This window comes from Janibacter sp. CFPM2_SD2, from assembly GCF_057364645.1.
Window position 1 is genome coordinate 1 of record NZ_JBNFOF010000175.1, and the last position, 6,508, is coordinate 6,508.

Consider the following 6,508-nt stretch of genomic DNA (forward strand, 5'->3'; position numbering starts at 1 on the left):
ACGACGACGACGAGCCGCTCGCGCAGCTCGGGTCGGCGCTCGAGCAGCTCCGCGGCGGCGCGCACGAGCACGTCGGGGCGCCTTGAGCGGCTGGATCCGACCGACGAAGAGCAGGACGACGGCATCGTCGGCGAGCCCGAGCGAGGCCCGGGCCTCACCACGGTCGCCGGGGACGAAGGTCTCGAGGTCGACCCCGGGGGGAACGACGACCACCTTGTCCGGGTCGGCGCCGTAGTAGTCGACGAGCTCGCTCGCCTCGCGGTCGGTGTTGGCGACGAGCCGGTCGGCGATGTCGACCACCTGGTCCTCGCCGATCTCCCGGCCGGGCGGCTCGGGCACGTCGTCGTCGGCGAGCTGGCGGTTCTTCACCCGCGCCATCGTGTGCATCGTGTGCACGAGGGGCACCTGCCAGCGCTCGGCGACGAGCCAGCCGACCTGGCCGGAGAGCCAGTAGTGCGAGTGGGCGACGTCGTAGTGCCCCTGGGGCACCCGCGCGATCTCGCGCATGATGCCCGCGGCGAAGGCGCACAGCTGCCCCGGCAGGTCCTCCTTGGCCAGGCCCTCGTAGGGCCCGGCGTCGACGTGCCGCACGGTCACGCCAGGGAACATCTCGACGACGTCGGGCAGGTCGGCGGCAGTGCGGCGGGTGAAGATCTCGACCTCGACGCCCCGCGCGGCCAGCTCGCGGGCCGACTCGACGACGTAGACGTTGAGCCCCCCGGCATCGCCCGTGCCGGGCTGGGCCAGGGGCGAGGTGTGGACCGAGACCATCGCCACCCGCCGGATGCGTTGCTGCGTCACTCCTCCACCGTCCTCCGATAGCTGGTCATGGCCACTGTCGCCGACGGCGACCACACGTGCAGGTCGGTGTGACCCATCCGACGCAGGTCGACGCCGCGGGCGGTCCCTCGCGGACCGATCCCGATCGTCGTGCCGAGCTGCGTCGAGTAGGCGTCCGCGACGGGCGCCGCCCCCGGGCCGACCCACCACGCCCGCTTGCGCAGCAGGCGCTCCGGCAGCCCCGGCTGGCGACCACGGGTCGCCAGCTCCTGGTGCGAGTGCACGACGACGGCATCCGCCCCCTTCGCCGTGGCGGTGAGGGTGATGAGCACCCCCTCGAGACGCACGGTGAGGGTGACCGGCAGGCTGCGGTCGTCGCCGGTGAGCCGGCCCGACCAGGTGACCTCGCCCTCGCGGATCGACAGGCGGTCGACCTCAAGGTTGCTCAGCGTGTGCGTGATCTGCTCGCTGCGCCCGTCACCACGTCCCTCGACGTCGCCGAGGAGGGCCGACACCGGCGAGCCGCCGCGGACCGTGCGAAACAGCGTGTTGCCGCGCGAGGTCACCCGCAGCCCGGTGTCGTCGAGCTGGACCGCGCGGCCCTCGCCGAGGGTCACGACACCGCCCGCCTCGGGGGCCACGACGAGCAGGCCCGGCTGGACCGGCCGCAGGCCCGAGTCCCGGCCGAGCGCTGGCGGCACCCAGATGACCGCGGCGAGCAGGAACGCGCCGCACAGGGAGGCCACGAGGGAGACCATGCTCCAGCTCACCCGTCGGTCGGTACGCCACACGTGCACCAGCGTAGTTCCGCGCAGCGCCTACGCTGCCGGGGTGCCCAGCCAGCGCCCCCTCGGCAACATCACCCGTGGGACGACCAACCCCAACCGCCTGCGTCGCTGCGACCGGTGGCTGCTGGCGACCCATCGCGACGTCCTGACGAAGGGGGACCCGCCGCACCTCGTCGACCTCGGCCACGGCGCGAGCGGGGTCACGACCGCCGAGTGGGCGCAGCGGGTGCGCACGGTGCGGCCCGACGCACACGTCACGGGCCTGGAGATCGACCCGCAGCGGGTGGCGACGGCGCAGGCCTGGACGGGGCCCGGGGTGGACTTCGCGCTCGGGGGCTTCGAGGTGCCGCTGCCGGGTGACGCGCAGGTGCGGGTGCTGCGGGCCTTCAACGTGCTGCGGCAGTACGACGAGACCGAGGTCGAGGGCCCGTGGCGCACGATGGTCGACCGGCTCGACCCGCTGGGGATCCTCGTCGAGGGCACGTGCGACGAGCTCGGTCGGCTCGGCAGCTGGGTGACCCTCGACGCCGAGGGCCCGCGCACCCTCACCCTGTCGTGGCGGCTGCGCGACCTCGGCCCGGACCGACCACCGTCGGTCGTCGCCGAGCGCCTGCCCAAGGCGCTGATCCACCGCAACGTCCCCGGCGAGCCGGTGCACGAGCTGCTCCTGCTCGTCGACGAGGCGTGGCGACGCTCCTCCCCCTTCGCCCCCTACGGGGCCCGGCAGCAGGCCGTAGCCGCCTGGGGTGACATCGCCCGGCAGGTGCCGGTGCTCGGGGGTGCGGCGCGCTGGCGCCTCGGGGAGCTCACCGTGCCGTGGTCGCTCGTCGCGCCCCGCGGGGGCCCGCTGGCTCAGCGCTGGTAGTCGTCCTCGAGGCGCACGATGTCGTCCTCGTCGAACTCGCCGTAGCCGATCTCGAGGACCCGGCCCGGCTGCTGCGTGGAGTTGCCCATGCGGTGCACGGCCCCCCGCTCGACCCAGATCCGCTCGCCGGGCTGCGCCGACCAGGTCTCGTCACCGACCGTGACGTCGATCGGCCCGTCGAGCACCTGCCACAGCTCGGCCCGCAGCGCGTGGGTCTGCAGCGAGAGGCGGTGCCCCGGGGCGACGGTGATGATCTTGACCGTCGTCGGTTCGTTGAGCGTCAGCTGCTCGAAGCGCCCCCACGGGCGCTCCGAGACGAAGACGTCCGGGCGCGGGTCCGGCAGGTCGGTCACGACGGGTCCCCCTGGCTCGTGGTGCGGTCCGTGGTCATTGTGCCCGACTCACCGACGGCGACCGAGGATCTCGTCGATCGCCGGACGCACGTCGGCGAGGTAGACGCCCGCGACGACGATGCCGATGATCGCCAGCAGCCCGACACCGCCGACCGCGGCGACACCCATGAGCGTCGCGATCGCCAGCGCGGCGACCCAGAAGGTCTTGGACTGCTTGCCCGTCGCAGTGAAGGCATCGGGCCGCTGCCGCACCGCGTGGACGAGCGCGAAGACCTCGGCACCGAGCGCGAGGAGGCTCAGGACGAGGACGATCGTCGCCTGGATGCTCGAGAAGATCTGCACACCGCCAGCCTAGGCGGGCACGTCGACGACGATGGTCACCGGACCGTCGGCGCGCAGGTCGATCTGCATGTCGGCGCCGAAGCGACCGGTCGCGACCTCGACCCCGCGCTCGCGCAGGCCCTCGGCCACCGCGTCGACGAGCGGCTCGGCGACGGGTCCGGGGGCGGCGGCATTCCACGACGGTCGGCGGCCCTTGCGCACGTCGGCGTGGAGGGTGAACTGGCTGACGACGAGCACCCCTCCCCCGCTGTCGGCCACCGAGGTCTCGTCGGCCATGATCCGCAGCTCGGCGATCTTGCGCACCGTCGTCGCGACGTCGTCGGGGCCGTCGTCGTGGGTGACGCCGACGAGGGCGAGCAGGCCCGGGCCGATCTCGCCGACGACCTCGTCGTCGACGAGCACCCGGGCGGAGGCGACCCGCTGCAGGACGGTCCTCACGAGGTCGTCAGGTCGAGCACCTCGACGGCGCCGACCGGTCGGCCGTGGCCGAGGACGGGCTGGTCGGCGAGCTCGCGCAGGGCCGGGGTGTCGGCGCCCCAGAGCCATGAGGGCGTGGGCGAGCAGGCCCTGCCGGGGCCCGGGCGACCGGGGGCCCCGTCGGCCACCTTGATCGCCGATGCCGCGCCCGTCGTCGAGGCCGGCGGCGTACACCGACTCGGCCCCGTCCTTGGCGATGAGCCCCGGCACGGCCCGCATGAAGGCGGTGACGTCGCGGCCGGTGCCGCCGACCATCTCCGGCGCGGTGCGCATGGCCGCGGCGACCCTCCCTTCGTCCGTCGTGGCGTCGGCCCCGGCGAGGGAGCCGAAGGCCGCCGCCAGACCGGACAGCGGCACGGCGAAGAGCGGTGCCCCGCAGCCGTCGACGGTCGTGTGGGTCACCGGGCCGACGACCTCGGCGACGGTCTCGCGGATCGCGACCTGCAGGGGGTGCTCGGGGTCGAGGTAGGTCTCGGTGGGCCAGCCCTGGAGCACGCAGGTGACGAGCATGCCGGCGTGCTTGCCGGAGCAGTCCATGGCGACCGGCGTCGGCGCCTCGCCGGCGGCGAGCCAGCGGGCGTGCTCGAGCTCGCCGAGCGCAGCGAGGGGGTCGTGCGCAGCGCGTCGAGCCCCAGGTCGGCGGTCGCGAGGATCTCGGCGACCGCCTCGCGGTGGACGGTCTCGCCGGAGTGGCTCGAGCAGACGAGCGCGAGCAGGTGGGGCGGCAGGTCGAGACCGAGGCGGACCATCGCGAGCGCCTGGACCGGCTTGAGCGAGGAGCGTGGCAGCACGGGGTCGTCGACCCGACCGTGACGAAGGGGGTCCCCCCGTCGCCGTCGGTCGCGACGAGCGTCGCGCGGTGGGCGGACTCGACGAAGCCCCCGCGGGTCACGTGGACCAGCACGGGGGCGTCGTCGAGGGCTGTGGTGTCGGGGGCCGGTGCGGTCACCTGCCGGAGGCTAGCCTTCGAGGCTCGTTCCTCGCACCTCAGGCACCGTCGATCACCACAGCGTCGGCTGCTCCGCGGACGGAGCCGGAGCCGGATTCCTTCAGTCGCCGACCTTCTCGGCAGCCTTCTCGGCGGCCTGGGTGGTCTTGGCGGCCGTCTTCTTGGCGGCGGTCGCGGTCGACTTGGTGGCGGTGCGGGTGCGGGTCGCAGCCTTCTTGGCGGTGGTGTTGGTGCGCTTGGCCGCCGTGGTGGTGCGCTTGGCGGAGGTGGAGACGGCCTTCTTCGCCTTGGCGGTGTCGACCTTGACGTCGACGTCCACGGAGTCCTTGACGGCCTCGGCAGCCTTGACGGCCTCCTTGCGACCGATGGTCAGCGTGGCCTTGGCGGAGCGCTCGACGTCGGCGACGGCCTTCTTGACCGTGGTGACGACACCCTTGCCGAGGGCGACGGTCGCCTCGGCCTGGCCCACGAGGTCCTGGGTGGCCTTCTGCTTCTTGATGCGGGTCACGAGGGCCTCGCCGCGCTTGGTGAGGTCGGCGTAGTAGGCCTGCGCGTCGGCCGGGGCGGCCTTGACGCGGGCCTGGACCTTCTTCGGCTCGAGCTCGGCGCGCAGGGCGGCGATCTGCGAGGTGTAGCCGCGGAAGGTCTCCACGGTCAGGTCGGTGGCGCCGATGGTGGCGTAGGTCTGGTCGGTGACGACCTTCTTGACGGTGGTGGTGACGCTCATGAGGTTCTCCTGGTGGTAGTCGAGCGAGACGAGGACTGCGACCCGCGCGGTGCGCGCTTGGCGGCCGGGGCCGCGGTCTTCGAGCCCGACGACGACGTCGAGCCCTTCGTGCTGGCCGCCGTGCCGGCGGCCTTCTTCTTGGTGCCGGCCGTGGTGGTGCTGGCCGTGCTCTTGGCGACCTTCGCTGTGCTGGCCTTCTTCGTGGCGGCCTTCTTCGTGGCCGTGCCCCCGGAGGCCGGTACGGCCCCCTTCGCCTGCTTGGCCGCCTTGCGCGTCGCCCGTGCCCGAGGGGTCGGGCGCGACGGCTCGGCCGTGTCCTGCGACGTCGCGGGCTCCGCGCCGACGAAGGACTCGTAGATCTCGAGCAGGGTCTGACGCTGACGTGCGGTCAGCGCGGGGTCGGTGCGGATGGCGGCCCGGGTCGTGGCCCCGGCCTCCGCGGCCGCGTCCTTGGGGTCGAGCAGACCCGCCTGGACGTAGAGGGTCTCGGCCGAGATGGACAGGCCCCTGGCGATCTGCTGGAGGATGTCGGCGCTCGGCCGCTTGACCCCCCGCTCAATCTGGGAGAGATAGGGGTTGGAGATCCCGGCCAGCGCCGACAGCTGCCGCACGGAGAGCTTGGCCAGGACGCGCTGCTCACGCAGGTAGTCGCCCAAGGAGTTGCCGAGGTGGCTCGGCAGGCCCTCCAGCGGATTCTTCGACATGGCCACCATTGTGCTTGCCGTAGTTAGCATGTGCAAGCCGTAGGCAGCGGTTGGTGAGCGGAGTCACCTCCGGGCGCAGCGCCGTCAGCGCGGGACGATCACCGTCTGCGCCGCCGCGACGTCGGGGGCGACGAGCAGGTCGGCGGCGTCGTCGGTGTTGCGCTTGAGCACGGCGAGGGCGATGGGACCGTCCTCGTGGTGCCGAGCACGGGAGGTGATGCGGCCGACGACCTTGTCGCCGAGGAGCACCTCGGCCCCGACCTCGGGCAGGGTGTGGCCGGACCCGTCGAGGTGGAGGAAGGCCAGTCGGCGCGGCGGGCGACCGAGGTTGTGCACCCGGGCGATCGTCTCCTGCCCGCGGTAGCAGCCCTTGTGCAAGTGGACCGCGGTGCGCAGCCAGTCGAGCTCGTGGGCGATCGTCCGGTGGTCGGTCTCGGCGCCGAGGCGCGGGCGCCAGGCGGCGATGCGCAGGGCCTCGGCGGCCCACGTGCGACGAGCTCACGGTCGCCGACGGCCGAAGGGA

At 73.4% G+C, this 6,508-nt stretch carries 7 protein-coding genes and 3 pseudogenes; 1 reads left to right on the top strand and 9 read right to left on the bottom strand.

Annotation, left to right across the window (positions count from 1 at the left end; all coding sequences use genetic code 11):
• Together AC2W7J_RS14245 and AC2W7J_RS14250 are read right to left on the bottom strand one after the other, a co-directional pair.
• Positions 1 to 771 (bottom strand): annotated as a pseudogene (locus AC2W7J_RS14245) (glycosyltransferase); the annotation flags it as partial.
• A gap of 26 nt (positions 772 to 797) precedes the next feature.
• Positions 798 to 1,571, bottom strand: a complete 774-nt coding sequence (locus AC2W7J_RS14250; protein WP_485983180.1) for a hypothetical protein — start codon at positions 1,569 to 1,571, stop codon at positions 798 to 800.
• A gap of 40 nt (positions 1,572 to 1,611) precedes the next feature.
• Between AC2W7J_RS14250 and AC2W7J_RS14255 the strand changes: the two genes are divergently transcribed.
• The gene (locus AC2W7J_RS14255; protein WP_485983182.1) at positions 1,612 to 2,433 is read left to right on the top strand and encodes a class I SAM-dependent methyltransferase; all 822 of its coding nucleotides are present in this window, start codon (positions 1,612 to 1,614) and stop codon (positions 2,431 to 2,433) included.
• On the opposite strand, the gene AC2W7J_RS14260 is transcribed toward AC2W7J_RS14255, so the two are convergent.
• The 7 genes and pseudogenes from AC2W7J_RS14260 to ygfZ all read right to left on the bottom strand — a co-directional run.
• Positions 2,421 to 2,786, bottom strand: coding sequence for a phosphomannose isomerase type II C-terminal cupin domain (locus AC2W7J_RS14260; protein ID WP_255185126.1), 366 nt, complete (start codon positions 2,784 to 2,786; stop codon positions 2,421 to 2,423). The two genes, AC2W7J_RS14255 and AC2W7J_RS14260, sit on opposite strands and share 13 nt — an antisense overlap.
• A gap of 48 nt (positions 2,787 to 2,834) precedes the next feature.
• Positions 2,835 to 3,128, bottom strand: a complete 294-nt coding sequence (locus AC2W7J_RS14265; RefSeq protein WP_255185125.1) for a DUF2516 family protein — start codon at positions 3,126 to 3,128, stop codon at positions 2,835 to 2,837.
• A gap of 9 nt (positions 3,129 to 3,137) precedes the next feature.
• Positions 3,138 to 3,566, bottom strand: a complete 429-nt coding sequence (gene dtd / locus AC2W7J_RS14270; RefSeq protein ID WP_485983189.1) for a D-aminoacyl-tRNA deacylase — start codon at positions 3,564 to 3,566, stop codon at positions 3,138 to 3,140.
• A gap of 237 nt (positions 3,567 to 3,803) precedes the next feature.
• Positions 3,804 to 4,396, bottom strand: a pseudogene (locus tag AC2W7J_RS14275) (asparaginase); the annotation flags it as partial.
• Between the two features lie 258 nt (positions 4,397 to 4,654).
• The gene (locus AC2W7J_RS14280; RefSeq protein WP_485983185.1) at positions 4,655 to 5,281 is read right to left on the bottom strand and encodes a hypothetical protein; all 627 of its coding nucleotides are present in this window, start codon (positions 5,279 to 5,281) and stop codon (positions 4,655 to 4,657) included.
• Positions 5,278 to 5,985, bottom strand: coding sequence for a helix-turn-helix domain-containing protein (locus tag AC2W7J_RS14285; protein ID WP_485983187.1), 708 nt, complete (start codon positions 5,983 to 5,985; stop codon positions 5,278 to 5,280). The genes AC2W7J_RS14280 and AC2W7J_RS14285 overlap by 4 nt, the downstream gene beginning before the upstream one ends.
• A gap of 84 nt (positions 5,986 to 6,069) precedes the next feature.
• Positions 6,070 to 6,508: pseudogene (ygfZ, locus tag AC2W7J_RS14290) on the bottom strand (CAF17-like 4Fe-4S cluster assembly/insertion protein YgfZ); the annotation flags it as partial.